This is a genomic window from Methanobacterium sp. (assembly GCF_038562635.1).
Taxonomy (GTDB): Archaea; Methanobacteriota; Methanobacteria; order Methanobacteriales; family Methanobacteriaceae; genus Methanobacterium_D.
In genome coordinates this window covers 520,389-545,012 of the sequence record NZ_JBCFBO010000001.1, presented here as the reverse complement: position 1 = coordinate 545,012, position 24,624 = coordinate 520,389, and the positions used below count along the sequence as shown (strand labels likewise).

Sequence of the window (24,624 nt, the reverse complement as noted above, 5' to 3'; positions counted from 1 at the left end):
ATCCTAATTATACATAAGAATAAGCTATTTGTAATCCCATTTGGACAGCTCCACCTGTCGCGGTTGTGGGTACGTCTAAACGTTCTTTTATAATATGTGCATGTTGATATGTTACTGTAGCTGTTTCTTTAGGCTGCCCTGTTACAGGGTTTGCTTTTACATCTGTGTAAGTTGTGGTTGTAACATTTGCAATAAAACTAGTTTCTCCATAAACTCCTTGGGTTGTAGTTCTATAAATTGAATAACTTGCTGCATTTTCAACAGCCGCCCATGAAAGATCTATTTTATTATTAGGGGCCTCAACTATTATTGCGGCGCTTTCAGTTCCTGGAAGAGTTTCACCTGAATCATCAAGTGCACTGATTACATAATAGTAAGTTCCTGCAGCAATTGCTCCATTTTCAGTATCTTCTCCAGGTGTTCCAGTTGGAGCTCCAGGGGATACTAATAAATCCCCTCTTATATTCGATATAGATTTAACTGTCGCGCCTCCAACTGCCGTATATGCTGAATCTCCATCTGATACAGATTTGATATTCATCCATTTTCCTTCAACTGCTTCCTGCCCATTTGCTACTCCATCCCCACTGTTTAATCCATTTTTTGTTACAGTAGTTATGGTTATACTTTCCATCTTTGAAACTGGTTCCTCTCCATCTTTATTATTTACTATTTTGATGATTTTTTCATCACTAACGCTCCCTGCATTTATAATACCAAGATTGTTAGGATTTAAATCGTTTAATTCTACATCATTTTCATCTAAAAAAGATATTACTGGTGCTGCCATACTATCTACCTCTTAAATTAGTTTTTAACAGGATAATTCATTTATTTCATTCATATCTACGAACAACCTTAAACCCCATAAAATATTTGTTACAGGCACTGCATTATATGGGGGCTGCCATTTAAGGTATAAATTATGATTTTCTCCATGAATTAAGGACAATTTGACTTCATTAAAAAAATCAACATTATTTAAACTAATAAAAGTAGAACCAACTGTATCAACTTCATCAATAGAATCATCTAAAATTACAGGTTTAACAAGTATATTTTTACAGTCGTCACCTTGATTTTTTACAACAATAGTAATGGTTTTAGTTGTTTTACCTCTTCTAATCGGTTCAAAAGATATATCAGTTATTTCAATACCTTCTTCATTAGTAAAAATAAGATCGGGCTTAAATAAACTCATAAATAGATCACCTCAATCCATTCTAAGACGGCCCCTTTATTGTCGTTTAATTTATCCCCATATTTCAAATGACTAGATGTTTTTATCATAATCTCATCAGATGCCGGATTTAATTCAAATTCAAGAATTTCGGAACCTGTTTTTAAATTATCTCCATCTGTATGGTCATGACTATAATGCCATTCCTGCCTTATTCCATTAATTTCAATCCAGGCAGGACCATTACAAGCACTTCCATACACCCTTACTTTAGATACGTTATCTGATTCTATTATTCTAAGCGTTCCAAGGGCATATCCTGCTTCATCTGCCTGTTCAGATATAAGGTTTGTAGGTACTCCTGGAGATCCTGGAGTCCCTGTAGTTCCTTCACTACTACTTCCTTCACTTGATGATGTATCCTCTAGTTCATATTCAATTGTAACGGCGATATAATCCACCCAGCAGGTTTTATATCTGTCTAATGTGGCCGCATATTTCACCTGGAAAGATGGATCATTATAAACTCGTGGTGATTCAGAAAATTTTATATCTCCAGACAAACTATCAAATGGGGCTTTAACAAGATTTGTAGGAGTTCTTCCTTGAGTAAATCCTCTTGTTTTTGTAGTGTAAAAATTAGGTCCTGTGACAGTGACAGTATGAACTGCCTGATTATAGTAAGGCGCTCTGCTTCTTGAATTGTTGGCATATTTAACATAAACCGTTAATCTTTTAACTATTGCATCTAATGGTATGTTAAAACCAAAACTTCTAGCATATAATCCATTTGTGCATCCTACACCAGAGGAATCCATATAGGCATGTGCTAATCCCCCCGCTGCTTTAATAGCTGATTCATTAGTCCATGCGACATTATGTTCACATCCTCCAGCGACTTCTCCAACTGCTTTAGCAAATTTTGTAACTTTATACCTTTTATCCGATATTTTTGTAGCTCCATCTGAACTACTCCCATCTGTAGGATCTGTTCCAGGTGTTGGAGGTACATATGCATCAGATGAACTGCCTGTAAATTCATTATACTCCATATTTTCGTATTGATTATATGGGGCCTCGTAAATCCTTGGAGGGTTTGGACCAGGTATTTCAATTTGAAGTAATATATCAAAAATAATCTCTTTAGCACTTAAAGAATCTTCTTTAAACTTAATGGAATCAACAGCACCATTCCACGTATCAACACCATCAGTTATAGCTACTATTTTACCTCCAGTTTGATATATCCGTGTACCTCCATTTATGAGCTTAGTGTTGGAGATTGAATTACATTCTAAATCTTTAAACTGCTGTATTTCAACACGTGGATCATTTCCTTCACTATCTTTTAAAGCAAGACAATTAAGTGTAATGCTTCCATTCTTTTGGTTTGAATAGTCTGCCGTAATTTTAAAATTTAAAGGAATGTTGTCTATTTCCCAATCTCCATATGCCATAAAATCACCGGTTTATTTTAAAATTCCTTTGTTGGTTATCTGGTCTTTTAATTCATCGCTTAATGTGCTTGATAATTCTTTTCCAAGGATTTGGGCTTTCTGTTTTACTTCTTCATTCGATGTCTCTGAATCTAAATTTTTAATTTCGAGTTTTATATCTCCAAATTGAAGTGAAACTTGTTGTGTTGTTTGAGGTGTTGACATATTTTGTAAGGTTGCTTGAGGTATTGCAAGGCTGCCTAAAATAGTATTTAAATTTAAAGATCCGCCTAAATCGATATTGGACCCGATATTCTGTAATTTTGTTAATTGGTTTGCTAAACTACTTGCAAGATTTGGGAACTTTTCATCTATTCCCTGCTGGATTGCATCAGCCATGTTGCCTCCCCAATCCATTATATCAACTAAAGGACCCCATTTTGGTGGCGAATGTGGGAATAATCCACGTATTTTATCTAACCAGTAGGTTATTTCTGGCATTTTATCTGTGATTCCTTTAACAAATCCGTCCCATGCTGCGACAATTGCATTATATAATTGTGTTGGTAATGATGCAATCCATCCAATAAAACTAGTGAACTGATTCCAAATATTTAAAAGACCATTGTAAACCTGCCCTGGAATTGCTGCAATTCCCACATACATTTGCTGTCCCATATTTAGGATATATGCATAAGCTTTACCTGGTAATCCTGCTAACCATCCTAAGAATGATGTAAATTGCCCCCATATTGATAATAGACCTGTCTGTACTCTTCCAGGAATTGCATTAATTCCTGCCTGCATATCTGCGCCAGTTTTATTTATTCTACTTTGGGCCTGTCCAGGTAATCCTGCTAACCATCCTAAGAAGGATGTGAATTGGTTATAAATTCCAGTTAATCCAGCGTATATTTGACCAGGTATTGCAATAAGTCCATTATAAATCCATGTTCCAAGGTTTAAAATAGAGGTATATGCTTGACCAGGTAATGCAAATAACGCGCTTAAAAGAGTATATAACCCTGCTAAAAAGTATACTGTGAGTTGTCCAATTCCATTCCCTATATTGTAACCTATTGCATTCCAATCTATGTTAAAAGCAGAGGCAATCCATTGTGGAATGCCTGCTAATCGTTGTTGGACCATTCCTCCTATTGGTGCTAGATAATCAGAAATTTGACCGCCAATTCTTAATAGCCATGGGGCAAGTCCTTCATTGGCTATATCTACAAATGGTGCTTTTATAAGGTCTACTAAACTACTGAAAAATCCACCAATACTACTAAGATCAATTGATGAACGGAAAGTATTTTGTATTCCCTCAGCGAAATTAGTAACCATCTGGCCGAAACCACTTCCAAAGAGGTTATCGACAAGTTGTTGTAATGAGCCAGTTATTCCATCGGCCCATGCTTCAAAATTTTTAACTCCATCTCCCAATCCTACAAAATTAAGTAATGCTTCTATTCCGGTTATTTTTAAAAGACTTGAAACGATTCCTTCAGAATAATAATCACTAGCGTTCCACAATGCATCTAAACCCATTGTAACAACAGCTAATGCTCCTGCAATTTTAGCTCCTATTGCTACTATGCCTGAAATTGGCAGATCCCCAAATAATTTAGCAATACCTAAATCTATGGATGGAATTTTGATAAATGAAAATACTTTTGTTACTGTTCCTACCACATCATATCCAAATTGAGTGATTTTTTGTATTAAAGAAGGTTTCATTTTGAAACCATCTTCAACACTTCCAACCATGTCTATTGTGACTTTACCGGCTTCATCACCAAAAATGGACCATCCTCTTATTTTATCAACGACATTGCTTCCAAAGGATGTAATTCTACCCAAAATTGATGTATCTTTTATATTTCCTTCTATTGCTTGAAATAATCCTCTGCTTGCATTTCCTGCATCAGAACCCCATGCCCATGTTCTAATTATATCAGAAACTTTAGTCCCTGCATTTTTAAAAATAGTATACATCTGAGGTAATGACAATATTAATTTTCCAATTATGAGGGCCATTACAATCGATATGGCTTCCTGGAGAACATCGCTTAATCCATCTACAAAAGGACCTAACCCTAATTGTCTTAAAAACTGTATAAATCCATCTGCAACACCCTGACCAGTGTTACTCCCTACTTTTTCACCTGCTTGTTGTGCAGCTGCATTTGTATCGTCTACTGATTCATTAAGAGCTTTATTAATTGAGTTTGGAATTGTTTTTCTAAGATCTTCATACATTGAACCATACAAACTAGGTCCAAGTTGATCCTGTAATGATTGAGGTAAAGTACTAAATTTAGAATTTATTTGGTTTACTGCATCTTTAGCAGCCGGCCCACCTTTTGCTATTGCATCAGCTAAACTATTTGCCTGTGCTTCAGTGAATCCCATCTGCTTAGCGATTGCTATAAATCCCGATCTATTTTCAGTTACACGGATTGTTAATTCTTTAAATGCGTCTCCTAATTTGTCCGAATTGAATGCTCCTTCTTGTAATCCTTCTATAAGATAATTTGTGAACTCTTGAGCGCTCCACCCCATACGTGCAAATTGATTTGAATATTCCCAAAATGTATCTAATAAATCCTGACCAGGATCCTGGGTTTTTTGCATTGCCAGGGAAATTAAATTAAATGCTGTTTGAGCATCTACTCCCATATTTTTCATTACTGAACTTATTGCCCTTGCTAAAGAGTATGTATCAGTCCATGGGAACGCTTTCTGAAAATTAATCATTTCTTTAGTCATGTTTACAGCGGCAGCACCACTTAAACCCATTTGACCTACTACATATCGAACAGCTTCTGTTATTGTTGACCAATCGGCACTAGTAACCTTATACACTTGATTTGCAACATCTTCCATCTCTTTAGACAGGCTAGATGTACTTTTTTTCATATTGGATACTTCTGTATCCTGTTCTGATAGTCCCGAGATTCCAGCTATTGCGGCGGTTCCGGTTGCAAATTCTAATGCTGTTTGTTTAAGGTCATCTAACATGTCCTTTAAATTGTTTATTTCACTTTCTGCTTCAGATCCATCGGCATCTATTTTAACAGTTTTTTTATCAGGTATTCCTTTTACATCTTCTATGACTTTTTTAACGTCAGTTTCTGCATCAGATATATCTGCATTAACATCTGTTTTAACTACTCGCCCATCCAGTGAGTCCAATTCGGTATCTAATTCTTTTACTGGTTTATCATTGACATTAGCTGTTAATTCAATTACTTTATCCGGTATTTTGCTAATATCTCCTACAAGGGTATTCAATTTAGCTTGTATGTCATTTATATCTCCAGTAACTAGGATACCATATTCTTTAGTTGTTGCCATATTGGATACTCCTTAAAAATTAATGCAGAAAAAATAAATAGTATGAATAAATAGAATTAAAATTAACATAGGGGGATATTATGAATGAAAAGGATATAATGTGGGAAAGAAATAAAATAGTTATAATTGGAACAATATTCTCAATAATAGGGTTAGTAATCACGTTTTTACTGAATTTAGGCTATTTTGGATGGATCATTATGGGCCTTGTAGGTATGTATATCGGTTGGAAAAGGCAATATATTGGTTTTGAAAAATCTTTAAAACATAGTATATGGATAGCTGCAATTATAGGGCTCCCTGTTGGATTATTTATCCTTTTTACAGAAGGAATAATTTCCTTTATATTGATTGCCCCTCTTGTAATTATGATCCTTTTAATACCGGGATTAGTAATTGGTAGAATTATTTCTGAATTTGTTAATCCAAAAAAAGTTATGCCTTCTACTTAAAAAGGAATTGATAAATCAGAATATTCTGATTTATCTTTTGAATTTATTCATTTTGTCTTTAATGTCTTCTATTTTGTCCTTAACGGCTTCTTCATCCATTTTGATTTTAATATATTCTTCAGGATCTCCGTAATAATCAAGCCTATCTTTAAAGTCAGGATAATACATCTCAAGTATTTCTTTTTCAGATTTACTAGTTTTACTTTCTAAAAAATAAACTCCTGCTTTAATCATTCTTAAGATGTCGTCTTTGGTATATTCAAAGGGGTACCATCCCCTTCTCCATCTGCAATACCTGTAAGTTCTATAATTTTATTTACAAGCTGCATAACGACAGTAGGTTTTCGGTTATAATCAGGGAGTACATCATTAGTTTCAACGCTTTTAACTGCTTTATCTATGATAAATCTAACTAATTCCCCTATTTTTTCATCGAATTCAAAAGGCTTTATTTCTACTTCTTCTTTTTCTATGCCTTTTCGTGATTTGCTATTTTTAACTTGAGCTTTATTAGCTTCAGATTTTAACTTGTTTTCATATTCTTTTTTAGCTTGTTCTAAATCAACGAATTCTAATAATTTTGGTATATATTCGACTTGCATTGGCAATACTACATATCTAATTTGTTTACCTTCTATATTTGGAGCATCAAAGGTTACAGGTTCATTAAATTCTAATTCCATGTCTAATTTCTCCTTTAAAAATATTTCAGTCAAAAATAAAAAAATAAAAAAATAAATATTTAAGCTGCAGCTTTTGGCCTTACAATTAATGGAAGCTTATCTACAGACATTTCCATCGAGAACCCAACATCGTCGCCTGTTTTTGCATCTATTAATGTTTTACAGGCAGCACGTGTTTCTGGGAAGAACATAAATGATTCTATTTCTCCACCTTTCTCGATAGGGATATATGCATAAATTACTTTAGGTTCTGATGTCATCTGTTTAACAGTTACATCATCAGGAACAGTTTCTACTCCTGTGTATTCATCAAAGAACAGTAATTCAAGTAAATCCGTATCTCCTAAAAGTTCATCCTGGCTTACTGTAACAGACATTGCATCGAATGTTGTATGTTTAATTTCACTTCTAAGTTGAGACTGTTCGGAACTATCCTGTTTTGGCTCTACTTTAAGTGATTGCTGTATGTAAGGTTCTAACTGCCTTACACATTTAATATAAACTTTATCTGCTGTTTCTGTACTTGGGGCAGTTGTAAGAGTTACTTTCATATATTCTTGTCTACCGGTCAATGTATTTGGTGCTAAGCTTATTGAAGCAACCTCTGCTTCTGTATACACTTCACCTTTCTTTAGATAAACAGTTATATCTTCAGGTCGAGGTACTATTGAAACGCATCCCTTCGGAAATATTACATGAGTATTTGGCATTAAACAGTCTTTATTTGTCCCATCTATTGTAATTGCAGCTTCTACTCCGTAGTCATTTTCATCCGGATAACCTATTATTAATCCTAAATTTTTACCTTTTAAAGCAAGTATTTGTTCTACATTTTTAACGGCTTCTCCCATCTAATCACCTCATTTTTTAGCTTCATTTATTTTTTCAAATGCTTTATTCATGTCAAATCCTTCAATAAGAGGACCTAAATTTTTGACTAAATTTTCTGCTGTTTTAAAATCTTTATTTTTTATATATCGGTTTATTTCTTTATTCAAAGCTGTTTTAGATATATCAACTTTATCGGGGATTTTTACACCTCCAAACTTTAATTAGAGCGTTCGCTAATGAGTTTTAAAAATAACTGTAAAAAAGAATTTAAATATTAGTTAAAATAATCCCTACTTCACTGGGTTTATATTTGTAATGCTGGAATAATAATCCCTTATAATCCATTATACATATCGGATCATCTCCATTTGATTCTAAGAAAATAATATCATCTGGAGCCTTTGATAAAGAAGGTTTATCCCAATTAGAAAAACTCATATTTCTTCCAGAGGTTATAACTCCATATATACAATTATACTCAAAGCCTTTCCACTCAATATCTTTAGGTTTAATATTAGTTAATTCTTCAGTCCTTCCATATATCTTATTTAATACTTGATTTTCAAAATTAGACATATATTCACCTTAAAATTGTGGTTCCTTTGTTTTAGTAATTATAAATTGAGTAGATGCTGCAGTTGCCTTATTAGGCTTATTACTACCTTTAGGATTACCCGATATATCCACAACACGCCAGTTTTGAGTTCCAGAATTTGGGACCTCGACCATACATCCTGGAATATCTAAACAATTTTCATTCTCTAAGAAATCTTCAACTATATCACTATATTGAAGACATTCTAAAGCTGCAGCACTATTATCTCCTGGAATTAAAGTAATTACAGTTCCAGTTATTTGGGCCTGTTTAGACTGTCCGCGCATTCCCTGTGAACCTATCTTGTCTGTATCTGCAAAAAGGATTATTGCTTTAGCCGGACTTCCATACATTCCAGTTAATTCTTCCTGGCCGAAATCAACATTATCTCCAAAAATAGGTTCTGGATTTTCAGATTCATCCTCAGGATCTGTAAGTAATCTCAATTTTTCTTGCATTTTTAAAATTACTTTTTTATATCCATACATGTTAATTCCTCAAATCTTCTAAAAACTTATTTACTCTATTTTCAACTGAAGGTTGAGACCTGTTAAATGACTTTAAAGGATAATCATTTTCTGCTGTTTTACCTTTAGTTTTACGCTTATAGCTTCCACCTAAAACATTATGTAAATACCAAAACCACCATCTCCTTTGTTTCTTTGAAAAAATAGGGCCATACACTTTATGTCCAGGGATTAACCATTTCCAATGTCCAGCTTCACTGTAAACATAACGCGCTAAAAAAGATTCAATACTTATAGTAGTCTTAGAAAAAAGTTCTTTAGTTTTACCTTGAGGTGTATCTGGTTTAAGCGCCTCTAAAAATATATTTGAAACATCATCGACCATATCGGATGATTTTTTAGGTAATGCCTTTAATTTATTGTTAATATCGGGGGTTACTTCATCTTTCTTTTTGCCTATTTTAATCGAGCTCATCATCTTCACCTGTGTGACAATTTATTGTGAAGATTCCGATTTGTATCCCTGCATGGGATTCTTGGTTATTTTGAAGATATTCATCAATATATCCATCTACAAATTCATCTGCATCTGTTTGATATGATTTTGATGTGGGGCTTATTGTATCACTTGAACTGTAATAAGTTGTAAATATGAATGCTGCCGCGTATAAGTTACCTGCTTCAAATATGCTTGTTAATGGGTCTTTTTCTGCTTCTTTTTTTATTGATTCGTCTTCACTTGTTAATTTTGATTTTAGATCTTCTATCTCTGTGGTTGTTGGTATTTGTACGCTGTTCTTTTTTAGCTTGTTATTTATTTTCTTGTCCGCGTAATCAATGGCTTTGGCCTGTAGTGCATCATATGCTTCATCGTTATGCATTCCTGTTTTAACTTCTTTTGTAAGGTTTAAAACTGCTGAAATATCTGCATATGTCAATTTAATCACCTTTAAAAATTAATTAAAAATTAGATATCTTCCTGAATTGGATCTACATCATCTGTAGCTCCGAGGATAAACTGAGGATTATTTGAGAGGTCTTTGGGTAGTTGATTGCATTCATTGTCATATTCAAACAATACATCGCCACAAAACAGTTCTCTGATTGAATCTACTGTTTGGCCTATGTTTATAATGTTATCTATAATAATATCTGTCCCATTTTCTGTTATGTCCGGATATACTGTTTTTAATTGATTCAATGTACTTGTATATAAACTGTTTTGCTGTTCTTCACTTGTAAATCTGATTATTAGTTGGTTTGGGTTGATTTCTGATTGTATTATTATCATACAGATGCAACCCCTCTAATATCATTTTCTAAGAGTGCAAAAGCTGTAACTTGATTGTCAATTGGATAAGTGTTTGTATTTGCTCTTCCTGCTATTTCTGTATCAGTTCTATCTCCTTTTTTAGAAAAACAAATATTTCTGAACATTGAATTTAAGTAAGCTCCAGATGTATCTGTTCCTAATGTTATATTCAATTTATTTTTCATTTGTGGGTTCCATCCATCCACCGATCCTGTTGATACTGCTATTCCATCAATATATGTAGTTGAATTAAGTGTAGTTCCATTTAATTTCCATTTTACAGCAAATTTATGCATCCCTACATTTAAAGAATGTGTATAGGGTATATTTAACGTGTGTGTTTGATTTACGCCATTACCATCATAAAAAGCCACCATAAATACCCTATTTCCCCCATAACTTCCTAACCTCATTATGATATACCCATTATTATCCATAGGAATTGTTAACATGTATAATCTTGTTGTAGTTCCTGTGGGGCATGTTAAAACATAATTATTCACATAATTTTCTATTTCAATAGTCCCTTCATTTGGGTTTACAATAGAGTTAGATAATGTTAATGTTTCTGGTTGTCTAGTAGTTCCTCCAAGTGTCCAACTTGTAGCATATGCTTTGTTTTCTAACTGGCACATTGCAACATAAAAAGTAATTGCTTGAGCTACCTCTCTAGTATAAACACTAAATCTTATTGTTGATGTTGTATTCATTCGGGACAATTGTATTCTTTGCCAATCCCCAGTACCAACAAAATTTATATTTGATTGTCCACTCCAATCCCCTTCCATTACATTAAGAATCATTTTAGCACCATTTGGAGCTAATATATATATAGATTTGGTATAATTTTGATTTGATGTTACTGTGATTGGAGCAGCATAAATTCCTTCAATAATTTGATTTCCCTGAGTTATTACTTTCCATGATGTTGTTATATCTCCTTTATATACTGTATTTGATACACTTAGATTCGTACCAGTACCATAGGTTGTCATACCTGCGATAGAACTACATGTACTCATTGCACTAGTATGTAAGTTTGTTGTTCCTTCTTCTATCAAAATACCTCTTTTTCCATCTACTGTTTGAAATCTAGGAATATTCGCAGGTACAGAAACACCATTGTTATAAGCAACACTTCCACGACTAAAAGTTAATGGAACCCCTTTCATAACTTTATTAAGCAAGGCTCTACAACTACCGAACAACTTTAATCCCTCAAATTATCCATCTTTATAAACAGGGCATGGTCCGATGGGAATGTTACATCTTCTTTAGCAACAATCACCGCATAGATATTCTGACTATCTGATTTTGATTCAACACCTTGATACGAATCACTACTTTTAGCTCTATATTTTCCACCAGTCAGAATATAATCAGATTTATTTATATTAAAAACAGCGACAGCTTTTCCAATATCTGCATCTGCTAAAGCAAATACTTGATTATCTCCAAAAGTCGAAGAGGTGGGATTTTCTGAAAATAAAGTAATCTCCAATGCAGGATAAACAGTACTTGATGCTATCCTTGCAACAAGATTAGAAATTAATCCTGTTCCTCCATTCTTACGTGTAGCTCCATTTAAAGTGATTAATCCGCCTATAACTTTTCCAGATGTATAAAGAGATGTTTGTATTGTTGGATTCATTCTTAAAATTTTAGTGTTTGTTCCAACTTCACCAATATGATTCTCTCCTGAAAGTATTGTTGAGTTTGCAGGATTTTCTGCATCATTTCTCACAAAAACATTTAACCCAAAAACATTATTAACAACAGATACGCATTGTTTAATCTTACAAACCCATCTTTCCATTCCTCTTACTTCGTCGCATTCATCTGTCATAATTAGACCTCCAAAAATCTAAAAAAAGGAATAAAAAGTTATTTATCCCCCAGATGCAACAGCGGCAGTAAATTCTGCAGATAAATAGAAAGCTCCTTCTTTAACATTCACTAAATATATTGCATCACTGTCTGATGAATCAATTACCCTTGCAGTAAATGATTCAGGTAATGTTGCAGGGTCTGCTATTGCACTTGTAAGCGCCTCAATTGTTATCCCTGCTGATTCATAGGATTTTATATCCCCCCTTAGTTTTGCTGCAGATGCTGAACCGTCTGCCATTTTCCCACTGGTTACTGCACCTGTTGCGAGTTTAGGTTCTGTAATCGCACCATTTGCAACATCATCTGTTTGAACTGATCCAGCTTCCATATCTCCTGCAGCTACTTGTTTAATCATATCATAAAGTGCCATTAAGGGGCCTTTACGACTAAATGCTATTTGTTCCCATTTAGGTAATGCCATAGTTTTCACCTCCATTTAAAAAAGAATTAAAAAAATCCTCATTTAAGAGGCGGGTTTTTCCTTATCAAGGTAAGCTACAGCTGTAGCATTTTCATCTTCGTAAGTACAGTCTCCACTCATGGATAATACGTTATCTAACTGCCTCATCTTGATGATTTTCTGGTTTTCTACCATTATGTCCCTTTTAGTTCCCCAATACATGTTTGCAGGTTTTGTTAATACTGCTGGAGTTCCGACAAGATCAGTATAAGTCTCATCTTCAAATGAAGCAATATCCACAACAGGAATGCTTTTCCATGTTAAAACATCTTTACCAAGTAATGCGTTATCCCCTGCAAGGGTAGGTCTTGCAGCTACAATATCAGAGTAAGCTTCTTCAACTTCAGAAGTTACATATAATCTGAAGTTTTGTCTTTTCTGTTTTCCTGCTATGTACTTGTTAGGAACTGCATTATAAAGTGCTTTAAATAGTGGAATTGGCCACATGTCCTGTTCAGGGTTTGGGTCGAAATCATTGTTTGTCTGTCCATCAGTTGGAAGCCCATATATTTTATTTCCGGCTGTTTTAAGCCATCCATCATTTATAGAAAGTAATTTCTGGGCTTTAGTTGATTCTGCCCCCCATGTTATTGAACTGTCTGCAAACCAGAAGTATCTTTCAAGATCTTCATGTGCTGCACTACCAAATAGTTCCATAAGAGTTGTTTCAAATGCATCCTGTTCTAAGTTGAAATCTAATGTATCATAATCAATTATGAGTTCTGCGATAAGTTCTTTAGGTACGAGGCTGTTTGTGTGTACGTCTGCACTTGCCTGGTCTGCATCAGGTACGGCCCTTTTAGCTCCAGATGCGTCTCTACCAGGGGTGAGAATACCATTAGCCATATCTACCCTTGAAATTGCAAGGGAACTTCCATTTATTTTTTTATAGCTTGCTTCTCCTAATACTGGGCTATTTTCCCTTACAACTCTAATAAATTGTCCTAATTTTTCAACTGGGAGTATCCCATCACCCAATGTTGCTACATCGACAATTTTAAAACTGCCGTTTGACATCATAAGATTGTATAAATCATTTGCTGCTGCTGCCATACTTAATCACCTCATTATTTGTTTTCTAATGGTCTGCCGTTCATTTTAAGTCCGGCTGCTTCATAAAATGCTGCATCTGAGTTTTTAGATGCTCCTTTTTCTTCAAGTTCTTCCTGACCTTCTATCTTATCAGATTTTGGTTCGATTCCAAGGACTTTAACTATTTGATTTTGAGTATCCATCATTTTTTTAATGACAGGATTTTCTTCAATTTTATTTGCTGATTTAGTGCTTTCTTCAGCTTTAATTTCATCACCACATGCTGGGCAGAACTTGTTTGATTCTTCAAGTTCATGGTTACATGCAGTACATTTGATTGCAGTTTCGCCGTCGGGATCTTTTTTATCAGCAATTTTTGATTTTATGGCTTCTATATCCTCTTTAATTTCTTTGTTGGATTTTCCAACTTCATCGCTTATAATTCCTCTTAATTCTTTCTCATCCATGTCTTCCACCTCTTTGAGTGATTTATTCGCATCAATAACAGTTCCACTACTATTTAGTGGATCCTCTCTTTCAGAATCACCAATGTTTAATAATTCTTTGGCGCCTTCTTCGACTTTCTTAATTAAATCTAAAACAGATTGTAATTTACCATAATTAGAATCGCTTAACTGTCTTCCTGCTTTAATTGAACTATTCTGTTTATTCTTAACAGGACATGATTTAACAGATTGAAAAATAGCATTTGGAACGCAAGGAGTGGTTACAATAGAAATAGTTACAGGTGTAGGATCTACTAAATCCTTAATCAACGTTCTTGACTTAGCACTGGCCAAAATAGCAGTTCCACAATCAGCGCTTTTATTTGCGCGTAATGTGTCTTTTAATTTCTGAGCATCTGTAGCAGATAAATAAGTAGCGCTGAAACCCTGATAAGTTCCATTCTGGATTTTATTCCAGGTATCATCATCTTCAACCTTAACGGTAGCCATCCAGGTACCGGCAGGCAAGGTGACATCTTCACCTTTAATATTTTTTGTAGTTATCTCTTCTTTTAAAGTCCAATTCTCGACAGCATAACCAATTTTATTACCTGTAGCTCCAAATAAGTGCATTTCATCTGATATTCTGAAATCATTGAATGAGTGACAGAATCCTTCAACTTCTTCAGCGGATCTTATTTTTTCTCCAGCTGCATAGTCACAATCTGGACAGCCGGGTAATTCAACTGGTCCTGTTACTAGTCTTTTGGCATCATCTTTACCTACGAATTGTCCTACTTTAACGGCTTCAAATGTTTTAACTTCTTGAACCTGTGTTATATCGGTACCTAATGTTATTTTTCCTAAGTTATCTATTGTGTAGGATATATCAAATAGTCCTAAATCTTGATAAGCGTATGTTATTGGGTCCTCTCTTGCAATACTTGCAACAACATGATCTGGATAAGTAGCTCTTACACTAACATAATAAGTGCTGTCTAAACCGTCTCTTATTGCAGTTCTAAGACTGTCTTTAAGTTCTTCATAGCTTCCCTGTGGATACGCGAATTTCACACTGAAACTTTCTTCTCTCTGGGCTTCTTTTATTTCACCTAATGTTACTGTTCCATCATCGCTTAGAGTATAAGGGACCTGGTAATATTTGTCAGTCTTCCAATCTTCAAAGAATGCAACATCTGGATAAGTTCTTACAGGCCACATTCTGTCACCGTAAGGATTATCAGATTCTGCTAAACTGATATTTACTGCAGATCTAACCTGGTCTATTTTGTATTCATAGCTCCCTTCTTGCATGTATGTATCTACTTTTTGGTTCGAATTGACTTTGTTTTTTAGAATTGAGATTGTTTCACCTCCTAAAATTAATTTAAGTTTGTTCATGAGTAGGAAAACCTCAGCGTAGTTTAAACGCTTCATAGGGTAGCAAAATACCAAAAATGAAAATTAAAAATTAAACAGTTACTCCAGTAGTTGAACTTAATAAATAAGGAACTCCCATTCCACATCTACAACCAAAATGAGGCTTCTTAGGCCAATTCATAACAGGATAAGGCCCATTCTTAACTTTAGCTTTACAATCAGCACATACACTGTCATCTTTCATATCAATCCAATCAGCAACTAAAGCGCCGAGTACGGCATTACCAAGCATATAAGCGCCTAATAATCCTGCTTCATTCACTTTATCCCACCCATCATAACCAGTAGAATCTAATCTATTTTGGGCTTCATAAAATGCATTATCAATATAACTAATATCGGGTTCTAAATCAGGTCTTACAGCTTTATCTATATCTCCTGTAAGTAATCCCTGGGCTAAACGTCCTTTAAGTGTGTTTGCAACATTATTGATATTTTGTATTTGCTGATTTTGAATAGCTTCAAGCCCCGCTTTATCAGGCTTTGCAGGCTTATAATTAGAATCAATATTTTTCAAATTCTTATTAGCTTCAGCATTTGCCTTACTCCATATATTCTGAGTATGTGTTTTTACTTCAGATTCAGCTTCTCTTGTAAATCCATCAATAGTCACGTTGATTTGGTTAATCTTTTCATCAGTTGTCAATGTTTTATCTTTGACTATTTTCACTATTCCAGGATAAATAAAAGCAAGTGCTGCAATCAATGCAGATCTATAATCCATCTCATCAGTTGATGCTTCACCTTCACCAAGGTTAGAATTAGGCTCAAAAGTAGGTTCTGCTTTTACTGAATAACTTATAGAATAATCATAATATTTATTAGGATTATTTAGGGCTTTCAGTTTTGCAGCGCCTTCATGAAGAATATTTGCCACTTTTTTTGGATCCATAGATAAGACCTCTTATAGCGTCTCCCAAACCTTTCTGTTCTTCATCCAGTTTGGTTGCAATATCTTCAATTATTTTAGCTGCAGCATCAGGATCTACAGTTTGAGATTGTTCTAAAGTAACAGGATTTCCATTTACATAATAAGCATTCATTGCAGGATGATCTACTACTTTAAGCCCTCTCTTCTCTCTAATTTCATTAGGACTTATTGCTCCCATGGAAAAATCCTTTTGATCTCTACTCACTTCAGCGTCTTTATCTGAAGCATCAATCTCTACAAGTTTTATGGCCCAGTCTTTAATACCAAACCCTTTAGGTTTATCTGCCCAAACAACAAACTTATTTATTAATGCTTCTATTCGTCTTTGTGGAGGTAATACAGTAGTTTCTTTATAATTGATTCGTGTATTGTTTGATACAGTGTTTCCTCCCCCAGATCCATAGTTTATATCAACTATTCCTGCTCTAAATGGATCCATCCTTTGACTTGATAATACTTCTCCTCTCGCTTCCATACGATATAAACGGAATTGACTATCTTTAACTTGTATATCTAATGGTACAAATTCAATTTTTACTTCAGGTACCACTTCTCCTTTTAACACAGGACTTGTAGGAATCATAAAGACTAAATTACCATGAGGATTCTCAATTACTTCTCTAAATCTGGCTTCCATTGCACTTTGCATTACTGTTTTACCTGTTGGATTGCCTTCAGCATCAGTTTCAGGTTTATCATCAAAATAACCAGTAACGTAAATAGCATAACGAGGAGTAGCATTGTTTTTAAAGAATTCTAAATTATAACTAACGGCCGCTCTATCTCCCAATATTGTTGGTATTGCTGGAATACTATCTGGAACTCCATAATAAGTGGTCCCTGATGAATATTCAATATCATAAATTAATTCATGGGCCCATTGACCATTATCTCCTCCAGGTAACGATTTAAATTCATGTTCGTCCCCTGTTTTTTTATCAATATCTTTATCATTGCCATCCTTTACGCTTCTATAATTTCCTATAAGTTTGAACCATGTTTTATTTAGTCCATCCCATGTTTGCATGAACCTATTTCCATCTCTATGGATTCTGAACGTGTGACTAGGGATATGTTCCAATCTTTGGGGTTCTCCAGTTTGTAAGTTTCCAGTTCTTACTAATTCAATTCCCAGCCAACCAACATCTATTTCATCCAATGCAGCACGTCTAAACATGTCCTCCGGTGTAGGGTGGCATCGTTTAAGAAACTCTTCAAGTAACTTTTTTTCATTAGGGTCCCGATTTTCATTATCTCCTATTGGGATAACTTCAACACCCAACCCTCCAATATCATTCCCTTTTGTTTTAATTGAGGATCTAAGATATGTATTTATATCTTTAAGACCTGTAAGCATCTTTGGGGGATATGGTGGCCTTATTAATCCATACCTTCCATAACTATTTTGACCTTCTCTTATTTGGCCTGATGGAACATCTTCATCACTTGCAACTTTAGTGGCAAATATATCTTCTTTAAAATCAACATCATCTTCACTTTTAACTGCAAATTTATCTAATACTGATTTAGCGACTACGCGCCCATCGTCAAGAGCAAATGCATAAGGGGTGTTTGACATAATAAAATCCTCATTTAAACATAAATTTTGGCTTTTCTAGAACCTACCTGCAACACATCATCAACTATGAAATTTCTTGCAAGACTTAAACAATCAATCAGGTTAGGACTTTGTTTCATTATAGGTTCTAAATTCAATAATTCAGTAGTTAATAAATCAAAATAAGTTTCTTCTTTTTTAGATTCTTTATAAATCTTAGTTTCTAATGATTTGTTAATCTTAATTTGATGCTGGTTCATTTCACGAACCATTGGCCTTGCTCGGTTATACTTGCTTCCCTTTGGAAATATAGGATACAATTTAATTTCAAGGGAGGATAATTCATCTTCCCAATGACGGTCAGAATAAACTCTACTTCCACCTTCCTGTTCAAGTAAAATATAGTTTGGCTGGAATCCAGCATCTATTTTTGATTCGATAAAACGGTAAATTTGTTCTTCAGGATAGGGGCTTACAGTTTGATAAATGTCTTCTATGAATCCCCAACCATTCTCTAGATATAAATAATTGGTTATTGCGGTTTTATCTTGGCCTTCTCCTGCTAAATCAATACTTAATACATTATAAATGATGTTTATTTTTTGTAGTTGTTTATCATAAGGCAATACCTGTTTTTTAATTGTTTCTTTATCAATTAAATCTCCTATAGATGGAGTATAATTCCAGTTACCTTCTTTCTGGCTTTGCTTATCAATTTCATCCAGGTCTTCTAAACTGGCTTCAAATTCAAGTTGTTTAATGTAAGGATTGGTTCTCCAACCCATAGGAACATATACATATTGTCCTTCTACATATTCATTGAGGAATCGCTGGCTGCTCTCATTAAGTGTGAATGTTTTAAGGTCATATTGGGGATTTCCATAGTTTATTATTGCTTTAGGAAATCGTGATTCTGCTTGTTGTCGTAAACTTCTTCCTTGAAATGTTAATATTTGTTTATCAAGTTCAGGGGCTTCATCATTTTGTATTTGTTGGTAACTTTTACTTCGTGTCTTTTCCTTTTTGGTAATATTGTCAAATGCCCTAAAAGACAATAATCCGCCTTCCTTACTTTTTATTCGTGGAGGATTAAGTTTAATTTTAAGTTTTCTTTCATTTCCATATTGCTCAACTAATTCTCCATTCCATAGTCCAATATACCCCCAAATACTATCAACACTTTCCTCTGTTAAATCATCATAATTTTTACGAGTGTTTAATCCTTTAAATCCTTTAATATGCATAAATCTTAAGGATAAAGCAGCTCCAAATAAAGTTTTTCCTCCATATGCTTCTCCACCTAAAAGTATACGGTGATAATCATTGAGTATGGGTCGATTAAGATAAATAAGACTTTTCAACTGTTGAGGATAACCTAAAATTCCTTTTTTGATTTTATCAGGGATATAGGGGTTATCAATTAATGTGAGTTGGAGCATGTCACGGTCATATTGGGTAATAGATCCAAGGTTTAGATCTGCCAAAACAGACCCTCCTTAATTGTCATCTTGTGCAGGTTCATCTAACTTTTCCAATGCTTTATCCATGATCCTGTTAAACTCATCAATAGGTTCATGTTTTATAGTGCCAGAATGTTTTTGTATGTCAGTAGGTTGATTTTGGATCAGTAACCCAGTTTTAATCAAACGCTCCAAATCCTTACTATTTTCAATAGGAATAGGATCCCTTTTACCCGCATTAACATCTTCAACATACTTATTCAAACTAAAATGAACAATACCCAGATACTTAGCCTTATTATCAATAATAGTCGTATTAGTCTTCTCTTCAACACCAGTCTGAATATCTACATCCCTAACAGTTCTTTTAGATTCCCAATCAAGCTTTTTATACCAGCGCCATGCAGTTCTATCAGTGACCTTAAACTTTTCAGCAACTGACAAAATGCTGTCAGTAACTGACATTCCTTCATTGAGTTTAATGTAAAAATGTTCAAAGGCATCTTTGTGTTTTTGTGTTTCTTTCATGGAAGGTCACTGTTGAATTTTTTAGGTTATTTTGATTGCTGTTTTGCCTGTGAAGTCCTCCCAACGATTAATGATAATATCACAGTAATGAGGATCTAATTCCATCATATAACAGACTCTATCTAATTGTTCACAGGCTATTAATGTTGAACCTGAGCCTCCAAACAAATCTAATATTTTATCATTCTTTTTGGAGTAATCTTTTAATATTTCACCAAGCATTCCAACGGGTTTCTGTGTTGGATGAACCCTTTCATGAAGTTCTGTTTTTCTATCTCCTTTCCTGATTAAACCCGCCCATAAATGCCGGTAAATTTTACATATTGTACCTTTAAAATTAGTCCATGCTAGTTCCACATCTGAAAAAGTGTTTTTATAATTTTCTTCCATTTTCTTGTCCCATACTAACCATTGACTGTTATCTGGAAGTTTAGAAGCAAAATTATTAGCTCCAAATATTATAGAAGGCAATTCAAGATCTATTAAAAATGAAGGATCAAATGGTTTATCATCATTTAATACAGGTTTATATTTACGAGGAGCTACAATCCCTCCCCCTCCAATTTTACCTAATATTTCATCTCTTTTAAATCCTAAAAGACCTCCACCTCCTATTTGATTAGATTTAACAACATCTATTCCATAAGGAGGATCTGTTAATAAAAGATTTATTTCAGCGCCATCTATCAGTTTATTTTTATCAACAACACTATCTCCGCACATTAAACGATGTTCACCTAATTTCCAGATATCTCCTAATTTACAAATGGATTCCATTTCTTCATCTGGATTAAAATCATCATCTTTAACTTCAGTTTTATTCGCATCTAGTTTTGTATCAATTTCCTGTAATTCAATTTCATTAAAACCAGTTAAACTAGCATCGAATCCTAAGAGTCCAAGTTCATTTTTTATATTTTGGAGTTTTCCATAGTTCCAATCTGATTCTTCATTCAATTTATTATCAGCAAGCATATATGCAATAGCTTCAGGGCTGTCATGCATATGTTTCATTCGTCTAAATGGAACTTCTTTATATTTTAGTACATTTTTGGCTGCTAGATATGCTCCTTCTCCTGCAAGAATGTAATTATCTTTACTGATGATTATTGGTCGTCCCCAATCTAACTCATGGATGCTTTTAGCGATTTTTTGTATTTGTTCTTCTGTATGTTCTCTTGGATTTTCTGGATGTGGTTTTAAATCTTCTATTTTTATAAATTCGGCCATACTTATCACATGCTCTCCCACTATCAATTTAAATGTAGTGGTTTCTATGATTAAAAGGAGGTATAGGGCCGATCTATACCTCCAAACAATTAATAGAATAAATAAAAATTATAATCCTTTGTCTTTGGCAACTTCTTTTAATTTTTCTAAAAATTTTTCAAAATCTTTATCATTTCTCATTTCACCATTAAGTGCAGCTATCCATTTAAGCATAAACTTAACATTAGTCTCTAAATTACTCATTCGCTGCACTAAATTAAGCATAAGTGTTGCTAAGAATATAAATAAAGCTATCAGCGGCGCTACTATTGCTAATATTATTTCTATGGTCTCCATCCCTACCACCACTTTAAAAATATAAAAAAAAATAATTTTATTCTAAATCTTGAGTATTCCCAGTATCAGCTGTATCAGATGCACTGCTTGTATCTGGTGGAACAGGCTCATATAAACCCTGGTCATAAGCATTCTGACTTCTCTGTTCAGAAGTTCTAAATGTAAATACTCCCACTATTGCAACTACTATTAAAGCTACTATTAATGCAGGAAGTTTGTATTCATCAGGTAGAGATAGTAAAGCTTCCTGTATCTTTGGAATGAATGCTGATATAGTAGTTAGTATTGTTATAAACAACAGAATTAATGTTGTAAATCTGTCTTTTATTACATCATTGTCCATATAATTCCTCCTTTATATAAATAAACTATATACGGTTCTTTTTCACTTCACAATTTGGTTGTGAAACCCATAAACTAAAAACTTTTATGAGAATAAGAAAAAATAGCCCATAAGCAGGCTTTAAATAGATTTTTGTAAAATTTTAGAGCATAATATATGATTTTGGCGTAGCTGCATCTAGACTTGTAAAAAAAAATGGAAATGTTTTTAAAGTTGTTTGTGAATGTAGTAAGTGATACTGATCAGTATTAGGGAGGATAAAACTTGATAAAAAATGTAATACTTGCAGGAGGACTTATAGCAATTTTAATTATTGCTTCCTATACATTTGGAATTGGACCAACAAATATAAAATTAACCAAAGGACCCAACTTAGTTAATGCCAATGTAACTACATTAAATCAAACAGGAACAGCAGAACCTTACTCCACAGTCACAATTAATGGAGAGCCTGCAACTGTAGATACAAATGGGAACTTCTATAAAGTTGTAAACCTAAAAAATGGTACAAATATAATTAACGTCACTGCCAAAGCACCATTCAAAAAATCAAGCAGCACATATGCTGTTGTAAATAGATATGAAGATAGATATGGTTTTGGTTGGGACTGGGAGTGGAATTATACTACTCAAACATCTTAAATTTTTATTTTATTATTTTTAATATTAAAAGCCCACAAAGTGGGCCTTATCATAAAACAATTAAAACCATAACTTTCTGTTATGTTTTTTAGTCATTGAGTAAATCAATGCTCGTAATTTAAGGCAAGATAAGGTGGTTTTTTATACGACGACGATTAAATAAAAAAACTTTTTGGAGAAGATAGAACCGCCTCCAGAAAACTATCCTCTTCAATTATAAGATGTGGTTGTCATCTAATGTGGTGAACTCAAACCAAATCGTCGTTTATCAACACTCAACAATTCATGATATTTAACATAATCTGGATTACCATTATTATCTACAGGTACAGATGGAGGAATATAAGTTCCTTTAGATATAACCTTATTTGATACATTATTTTCCCTATATCTCATCATATAATCAGCATGCTCTGATTTATCTCTATTTCGAATAATTTTTTGATTAATTAATTTCATTTTAAACTGTCTAGCTTTAACAGAGCATAATTCATCACAATAGCTCTTATTTCCCCTTGAACTCTGCAAAAAGAATTCTTTACATATAGGACAAACCTTTAAAACACTACGCCTTGGAGAAAATTTAATTCCCTGGTGAACTCCCCATCTAGGCACAGTCATATTATTGCCTCCAGGAATTCATCAGATATGGAAGTATCTAAAATCAACCCACAACGAGGACAGAAAGTCTCACCATGGTCATTATCAATTGCAATATCTTTACATCCACATTCACAGCCCTGACCACGTTTTATATTCATTAAAGCTATTGTTTTACCGCCTCGTCCAATTACTGCTTTTTCAGTTTCGTTTAATTCAGTTTGCACTCCTATTTGGATGCTGGCAGTGATATTATTTTTATAATCATGAGAATAATCATTGAAATAGTTATTTATTATTTCTTTATTTACTGGTAAAATCCGTGTTATTTCCCCTCTATCAAATCCTTTAGTTTTAATGATTTTATATTTTGTTTTAGGTTTGTTTTGCTTTTTATTTTGTTTAAGGATATATGATAAGTGCAAATATTTTCCTAGATATGTGTAATGTACTATATTGTCTTCATGTATGGCTTTTCCTGCCATTTAACGCCTCCACACGTTTTATATGCGGAAACATTATACTATCATGATTAACATTGTAAATTTTGATAAAATAGTCTAATAAAAATAGAATTAATTCATATTTTGAGTATAAGAATCTACTAAGGTCTGTGGGGTTTAGTAGATTCTTATTTTTTATGTGTTGATTCGCCGTCAACAGAGTTGCCTCTTATGCCTTTTTTCCGCATCGGATCACGTTGTGATCTTGTATTATTGTATTGTTTTTCTCTTATTTAAACAAAATAGTAGTTCTTAAATAGTTACTGTTAAATTGGTGTATGTAAATAGGTGAGTTTAAATAGTTGTTCGAACTACTATTTTTTTGGGAAGGTATCATCCGCAAATATGATTCGCCGTCATTAAGCCCTGGTACCAGGGAAGGGTACTTATCTATCCTTCCCTTTATCCCAACTAAACATAAGTATTAACAACCTATTTTTAATAAATTATACAAAATAAAAAATTAAACCAATATGCTACATTATTTTAATAAACGAAAACCTAAGAATTAATATCTAATTTTTACCAGGACTAAAGGATCCATAGTGCAGCTGCATTCGGGACCTACAAAAAAAGTAATAATATAAAAAAGCGAAGATTATAATTTTGAGAGAGGATATATTATTGGATCTCTATAAATCCATCCTGACTTTTCCATACGTTCCAAAGCATCTTTTTTAACCTCTTCATTTAAGAATTCCCAATCTTGCAAGTATATATCTGCACAATTCTTTGAAGTATTAAAACTTTTACTTTCTACTTCAAAAATAAAGCCGGTATCCTCTATTTCATCTACATCAGGGAGAGTGTCTAACTCTAAATCTTTTTCTACATCCATTACATTCCAAATACTATCTTTTAAACTTAAATCAATATGTAATCTAATTTTAATTTAAATCGCCTCTTTAATTT

General features: G+C 33.7%; 29 protein-coding genes. 2 read left to right on the top strand and 27 right to left on the bottom strand.

Going from position 1 to position 24,624, the window contains the following annotated elements:
• Positions 1-7: 7 nt before the first annotated feature.
• Genes AAGU07_RS02595 through AAGU07_RS02580 form a run of 4 tightly spaced genes read right to left on the bottom strand, consistent with a single transcriptional unit; the run spans position 8 to position 5,973 of the window.
• A complete protein-coding gene (locus tag AAGU07_RS02595; RefSeq protein WP_342457663.1) occupies positions 8-790 on the bottom strand; it encodes a hypothetical protein in 783 nt (260 codons plus the stop codon).
• Positions 791-814: 24 nt separating this feature from the next.
• The gene (locus AAGU07_RS02590) at positions 815-1,201 is read right to left on the bottom strand and encodes a hypothetical protein (RefSeq protein WP_342457662.1); all 387 of its coding nucleotides are present in this window, start codon (positions 1,199-1,201) and stop codon (positions 815-817) included.
• Positions 1,198-2,637: a hypothetical protein gene (locus AAGU07_RS02585; RefSeq protein ID WP_342457661.1), complete on the bottom strand. Its 1,440-nt coding sequence runs from the start codon at positions 2,635-2,637 to the stop codon at positions 1,198-1,200. Before AAGU07_RS02585 ends, AAGU07_RS02590 begins: the two co-directional genes overlap by 4 nt.
• Positions 2,638-2,649: 12 nt before the next feature.
• Positions 2,650-5,973: a phage tail tape measure protein gene (locus AAGU07_RS02580; RefSeq protein ID WP_342457660.1), complete on the bottom strand. Its 3,324-nt coding sequence runs from the start codon at positions 5,971-5,973 to the stop codon at positions 2,650-2,652.
• An 80-nt stretch (positions 5,974-6,053) separates the two neighbouring features.
• On the opposite strand from AAGU07_RS02580, the gene AAGU07_RS02575 reads away from it, so the two are divergent.
• Positions 6,054-6,425: a hypothetical protein gene (locus AAGU07_RS02575; RefSeq protein WP_342457659.1), complete on the top strand. Its 372-nt coding sequence runs from the start codon at positions 6,054-6,056 to the stop codon at positions 6,423-6,425.
• Between the two features lie 30 nt (positions 6,426-6,455).
• On the opposite strand, the gene AAGU07_RS02570 is transcribed toward AAGU07_RS02575, so the two are convergent.
• The 20 genes from AAGU07_RS02570 to AAGU07_RS02475 all read right to left on the bottom strand — a co-directional run bounded on the left by AAGU07_RS02570 (position 6,456) and on the right by AAGU07_RS02475 (position 21,967).
• Positions 6,456-6,659 carry a hypothetical protein gene (locus AAGU07_RS02570; protein ID WP_342457658.1) on the bottom strand — a complete coding sequence of 68 codons (204 nt, stop codon included), beginning with the start codon at positions 6,657-6,659 and terminating at the stop codon, positions 6,456-6,458.
• Between the two features lie 2 nt (positions 6,660-6,661).
• Positions 6,662-7,108: a hypothetical protein gene (locus tag AAGU07_RS02565; protein WP_342457657.1), complete on the bottom strand. Its 447-nt coding sequence runs from the start codon at positions 7,106-7,108 to the stop codon at positions 6,662-6,664.
• A 59-nt stretch (positions 7,109-7,167) separates the two neighbouring features.
• Entirely contained in the window at positions 7,168-7,959 is a 792-nt protein-coding gene (locus tag AAGU07_RS02560) for a hypothetical protein (RefSeq protein WP_342457656.1), read from the bottom strand.
• Positions 7,960-8,206: 247 nt separating this feature from the next.
• On the bottom strand, positions 8,207-8,515 hold the full coding sequence (locus tag AAGU07_RS02555; RefSeq protein WP_342457655.1) for a hypothetical protein: 309 nt from the start codon (positions 8,513-8,515) through the stop codon (positions 8,207-8,209).
• A 9-nt stretch (positions 8,516-8,524) separates the two neighbouring features.
• The gene (locus AAGU07_RS02550) at positions 8,525-9,022 is read right to left on the bottom strand and encodes a hypothetical protein (RefSeq protein ID WP_342457654.1); all 498 of its coding nucleotides are present in this window, start codon (positions 9,020-9,022) and stop codon (positions 8,525-8,527) included.
• A 1-nt stretch (position 9,023) separates the two neighbouring features.
• A complete protein-coding gene (locus AAGU07_RS02545; RefSeq protein ID WP_342457653.1) occupies positions 9,024-9,476 on the bottom strand; it encodes a hypothetical protein in 453 nt (150 codons plus the stop codon).
• Positions 9,463-9,939 carry a hypothetical protein gene (locus AAGU07_RS02540; RefSeq protein ID WP_342457652.1) on the bottom strand — a complete coding sequence of 159 codons (477 nt, stop codon included), beginning with the start codon at positions 9,937-9,939 and terminating at the stop codon, positions 9,463-9,465. Before AAGU07_RS02540 ends, AAGU07_RS02545 begins: the two co-directional genes overlap by 14 nt.
• Before the next feature lie 29 nt (positions 9,940-9,968).
• Complete coding sequence (locus AAGU07_RS02535; RefSeq protein WP_342457651.1) at positions 9,969-10,292, bottom strand: hypothetical protein; 324 nt, start codon at positions 10,290-10,292, stop codon at positions 9,969-9,971.
• Positions 10,289-11,500, bottom strand: coding sequence for a hypothetical protein (locus AAGU07_RS02530; protein WP_342457650.1), 1,212 nt, complete (start codon positions 11,498-11,500; stop codon positions 10,289-10,291). Before AAGU07_RS02530 ends, AAGU07_RS02535 begins: the two co-directional genes overlap by 4 nt.
• A 23-nt stretch (positions 11,501-11,523) precedes the next feature.
• Positions 11,524-12,159: a hypothetical protein gene (locus AAGU07_RS02525; RefSeq protein WP_342457649.1), complete on the bottom strand. Its 636-nt coding sequence runs from the start codon at positions 12,157-12,159 to the stop codon at positions 11,524-11,526.
• Positions 12,160-12,201: 42 nt separating this feature from the next.
• Positions 12,202-12,624 (bottom strand): hypothetical protein, encoded by a 423-nt coding sequence (locus AAGU07_RS02520; RefSeq protein WP_342457648.1) that lies wholly within the window; start codon positions 12,622-12,624, stop codon positions 12,202-12,204.
• Positions 12,625-12,666: 42 nt separating this feature from the next.
• Positions 12,667-13,716: a hypothetical protein gene (locus AAGU07_RS02515; RefSeq protein ID WP_342457647.1), complete on the bottom strand. Its 1,050-nt coding sequence runs from the start codon at positions 13,714-13,716 to the stop codon at positions 12,667-12,669.
• A gap of 14 nt (positions 13,717-13,730) precedes the next feature.
• Entirely contained in the window at positions 13,731-15,542 is a 1,812-nt protein-coding gene (locus AAGU07_RS02510) for an XkdF-like putative serine protease domain-containing protein (RefSeq protein ID WP_342457646.1), read from the bottom strand.
• A 70-nt stretch (positions 15,543-15,612) separates the two neighbouring features.
• Positions 15,613-16,473: a hypothetical protein gene (locus AAGU07_RS02505; RefSeq protein ID WP_342457645.1), complete on the bottom strand. Its 861-nt coding sequence runs from the start codon at positions 16,471-16,473 to the stop codon at positions 15,613-15,615.
• The gene (locus AAGU07_RS02500) at positions 16,439-18,091 is read right to left on the bottom strand and encodes a hypothetical protein (protein ID WP_342457644.1); all 1,653 of its coding nucleotides are present in this window, start codon (positions 18,089-18,091) and stop codon (positions 16,439-16,441) included. The genes AAGU07_RS02505 and AAGU07_RS02500 overlap by 35 nt, the downstream gene beginning before the upstream one ends.
• A gap of 14 nt (positions 18,092-18,105) precedes the next feature.
• Positions 18,106-19,554 (bottom strand): hypothetical protein, encoded by a 1,449-nt coding sequence (locus tag AAGU07_RS02495; protein WP_342457643.1) that lies wholly within the window; start codon positions 19,552-19,554, stop codon positions 18,106-18,108.
• A 12-nt stretch (positions 19,555-19,566) separates the two neighbouring features.
• Positions 19,567-19,995, bottom strand: coding sequence for a hypothetical protein (locus AAGU07_RS02490; RefSeq protein ID WP_342457642.1), 429 nt, complete (start codon positions 19,993-19,995; stop codon positions 19,567-19,569).
• A gap of 84 nt (positions 19,996-20,079) precedes the next feature.
• Complete coding sequence (locus tag AAGU07_RS02485; protein WP_342459331.1) at positions 20,080-21,288, bottom strand: DNA methyltransferase; 1,209 nt, start codon at positions 21,286-21,288, stop codon at positions 20,080-20,082.
• A gap of 108 nt (positions 21,289-21,396) precedes the next feature.
• On the bottom strand, positions 21,397-21,624 hold the full coding sequence (locus tag AAGU07_RS02480; RefSeq protein WP_342457641.1) for a hypothetical protein: 228 nt from the start codon (positions 21,622-21,624) through the stop codon (positions 21,397-21,399).
• Positions 21,625-21,661: 37 nt separating this feature from the next.
• The gene (locus AAGU07_RS02475) at positions 21,662-21,967 is read right to left on the bottom strand and encodes a hypothetical protein (protein ID WP_342457640.1); all 306 of its coding nucleotides are present in this window, start codon (positions 21,965-21,967) and stop codon (positions 21,662-21,664) included.
• A 264-nt stretch (positions 21,968-22,231) separates the two neighbouring features.
• Between AAGU07_RS02475 and AAGU07_RS02470 the strand changes: the two genes are divergently transcribed.
• On the top strand, positions 22,232-22,609 hold the full coding sequence (locus tag AAGU07_RS02470; protein WP_342457639.1) for a cadherin-like beta sandwich domain-containing protein: 378 nt from the start codon (positions 22,232-22,234) through the stop codon (positions 22,607-22,609).
• A gap of 234 nt (positions 22,610-22,843) precedes the next feature.
• Here AAGU07_RS02470 and AAGU07_RS02465 read toward each other — a convergent pair whose 3' ends face one another.
• The 3 genes from AAGU07_RS02465 to AAGU07_RS02455 form a co-directional block, all read right to left on the bottom strand.
• Positions 22,844-23,230 carry a hypothetical protein gene (locus AAGU07_RS02465; RefSeq protein ID WP_342457638.1) on the bottom strand — a complete coding sequence of 129 codons (387 nt, stop codon included), beginning with the start codon at positions 23,228-23,230 and terminating at the stop codon, positions 22,844-22,846.
• Entirely contained in the window at positions 23,227-23,694 is a 468-nt protein-coding gene (locus AAGU07_RS02460) for a TFIIB-type zinc ribbon-containing protein (RefSeq protein WP_342457637.1), read from the bottom strand. Before AAGU07_RS02460 ends, AAGU07_RS02465 begins: the two co-directional genes overlap by 4 nt.
• Before the next feature lie 616 nt (positions 23,695-24,310).
• Entirely contained in the window at positions 24,311-24,550 is a 240-nt protein-coding gene (locus AAGU07_RS02455; RefSeq protein ID WP_342457636.1) for a hypothetical protein, read from the bottom strand.
• Between the last annotated feature and the right edge of the window lie 74 nt (positions 24,551-24,624).

Excerpts from the sequence above, each read along its gene's own strand:
- AAGU07_RS02595 (WP_342457663.1), bottom strand. The coding sequence starts at position 790 with ATGGCAGCACCAGTAATATCTTTTTTAGATGAAAATGATGTAGAATTA.
- AAGU07_RS02590 (WP_342457662.1), bottom strand. The coding sequence starts at position 1,201 with ATGAGTTTATTTAAGCCCGATCTTATTTTTACTAATGAAGAAGGTATT.
- AAGU07_RS02585 (WP_342457661.1), bottom strand. The coding sequence starts at position 2,637 with ATGGCATATGGAGATTGGGAAATAGACAACATTCCTTTAAATTTTAAA.
- AAGU07_RS02580 (WP_342457660.1), bottom strand. The coding sequence starts at position 5,973 with ATGGCAACAACTAAAGAATATGGTATCCTAGTTACTGGAGATATAAAT.
- AAGU07_RS02575 (WP_342457659.1), top strand. The coding sequence starts at position 6,054 with ATGAATGAAAAGGATATAATGTGGGAAAGAAATAAAATAGTTATAATT.
- AAGU07_RS02570 (WP_342457658.1), bottom strand. The coding sequence starts at position 6,659 with ATGATTAAAGCAGGAGTTTATTTTTTAGAAAGTAAAACTAGTAAATCT.
- AAGU07_RS02565 (WP_342457657.1), bottom strand. The coding sequence starts at position 7,108 with ATGGAATTAGAATTTAATGAACCTGTAACCTTTGATGCTCCAAATATA.
- AAGU07_RS02560 (WP_342457656.1), bottom strand. The coding sequence starts at position 7,959 with ATGGGAGAAGCCGTTAAAAATGTAGAACAAATACTTGCTTTAAAAGGT.
- AAGU07_RS02555 (WP_342457655.1), bottom strand. The coding sequence starts at position 8,515 with ATGTCTAATTTTGAAAATCAAGTATTAAATAAGATATATGGAAGGACT.
- AAGU07_RS02550 (WP_342457654.1), bottom strand. The coding sequence starts at position 9,022 with ATGTATGGATATAAAAAAGTAATTTTAAAAATGCAAGAAAAATTGAGA.
- AAGU07_RS02545 (WP_342457653.1), bottom strand. The coding sequence starts at position 9,476 with ATGAGCTCGATTAAAATAGGCAAAAAGAAAGATGAAGTAACCCCCGAT.
- AAGU07_RS02535 (WP_342457651.1), bottom strand. The coding sequence starts at position 10,292 with ATGATAATAATACAATCAGAAATCAACCCAAACCAACTAATAATCAGA.
- AAGU07_RS02525 (WP_342457649.1), bottom strand. The coding sequence starts at position 12,159 with ATGACAGATGAATGCGACGAAGTAAGAGGAATGGAAAGATGGGTTTGT.
- AAGU07_RS02520 (WP_342457648.1), bottom strand. The coding sequence starts at position 12,624 with ATGGCATTACCTAAATGGGAACAAATAGCATTTAGTCGTAAAGGCCCC.
- AAGU07_RS02515 (WP_342457647.1), bottom strand. The coding sequence starts at position 13,716 with ATGGCAGCAGCAGCAAATGATTTATACAATCTTATGATGTCAAACGGC.
- AAGU07_RS02510 (WP_342457646.1), bottom strand. The coding sequence starts at position 15,542 with ATGAACAAACTTAAATTAATTTTAGGAGGTGAAACAATCTCAATTCTA.
- AAGU07_RS02505 (WP_342457645.1), bottom strand. The coding sequence starts at position 16,473 with ATGGATCCAAAAAAAGTGGCAAATATTCTTCATGAAGGCGCTGCAAAA.
- AAGU07_RS02500 (WP_342457644.1), bottom strand. The coding sequence starts at position 18,091 with ATGTCAAACACCCCTTATGCATTTGCTCTTGACGATGGGCGCGTAGTC.
- AAGU07_RS02490 (WP_342457642.1), bottom strand. The coding sequence starts at position 19,995 with ATGTCAGTTACTGACAGCATTTTGTCAGTTGCTGAAAAGTTTAAGGTC.
- AAGU07_RS02485 (WP_342459331.1), bottom strand. The coding sequence starts at position 21,288 with ATGGCCGAATTTATAAAAATAGAAGATTTAAAACCACATCCAGAAAAT.
- AAGU07_RS02480 (WP_342457641.1), bottom strand. The coding sequence starts at position 21,624 with ATGGAGACCATAGAAATAATATTAGCAATAGTAGCGCCGCTGATAGCT.
- AAGU07_RS02475 (WP_342457640.1), bottom strand. The coding sequence starts at position 21,967 with ATGGACAATGATGTAATAAAAGACAGATTTACAACATTAATTCTGTTG.
- AAGU07_RS02465 (WP_342457638.1), bottom strand. The coding sequence starts at position 23,230 with ATGACTGTGCCTAGATGGGGAGTTCACCAGGGAATTAAATTTTCTCCA.
- AAGU07_RS02460 (WP_342457637.1), bottom strand. The coding sequence starts at position 23,694 with ATGGCAGGAAAAGCCATACATGAAGACAATATAGTACATTACACATAT.
- AAGU07_RS02455 (WP_342457636.1), bottom strand. The coding sequence starts at position 24,550 with ATGGATGTAGAAAAAGATTTAGAGTTAGACACTCTCCCTGATGTAGAT.